We start from the raw sequence: 591 nt of genomic DNA on the forward strand, positions 1-591 counted from the left end.
CCGGGGGCGAGGCCAGCGGCCAGGCCGAGGTGGACCGGGCGCTCGCCGCGCTGCGCGCGCCGCAGGCGCCGGCCGAGCTGCCCAAGGGCCTGACGGCGGCGACGTTGCAGGCGGTCACCGAGGTGCTGCGCGCGGCCAGCGCCGGCATCTCGGCCAACGCCACGGCCGAGGCGCTCGGCATCTCGCGGATCACCGCCCGGCGCTACCTGGAGCACCTGGTGGACACCGGTCGCGCGGCGCGCACCCCGCAGTACGGGGCCGTCGGCCGCCCCGAACTCTCCTACCGCTGGGTCTCCCCCGCCGCCCCGTGACGGCGTCGGCACCCCGCCACCCGCCGACGGCGGCATTCCGCCAGGGCCGGCGGCGGAGCCGGGCCCGGGGCGACGGGGCCAGGCCGCCGCGCCCGGCGCCTGACGTTCCGTTTCCCCCACCGGCGGCCGGTGAGCACACGAGAGCGCACGTGGTCGGGCCGGGAGGTAAACAGGAAGCTTTCCTAACCATCGTCTTGTGGCGCCCCGCGCCCGCTCGCTAGCGTTCGCCTCCCCAACTCCCGTCCCAGGATGGAGGCATGACGTGGCAATGGTGAGGAAC

Annotated in this window: 1 pseudogene; it reads left to right on the forward strand. The window is 76.6% G+C overall.

Going from position 1 to position 591, the window contains the following annotated elements:
* Positions 1-311: pseudogene (locus KUM32_RS40170) on the forward strand (two-component system response regulator); the annotation flags it as partial.
* Between the last annotated feature and the right edge of the window lie 280 nt (positions 312-591).

The organism is Streptomyces sp. AC627_RSS907, from assembly GCF_019049165.1.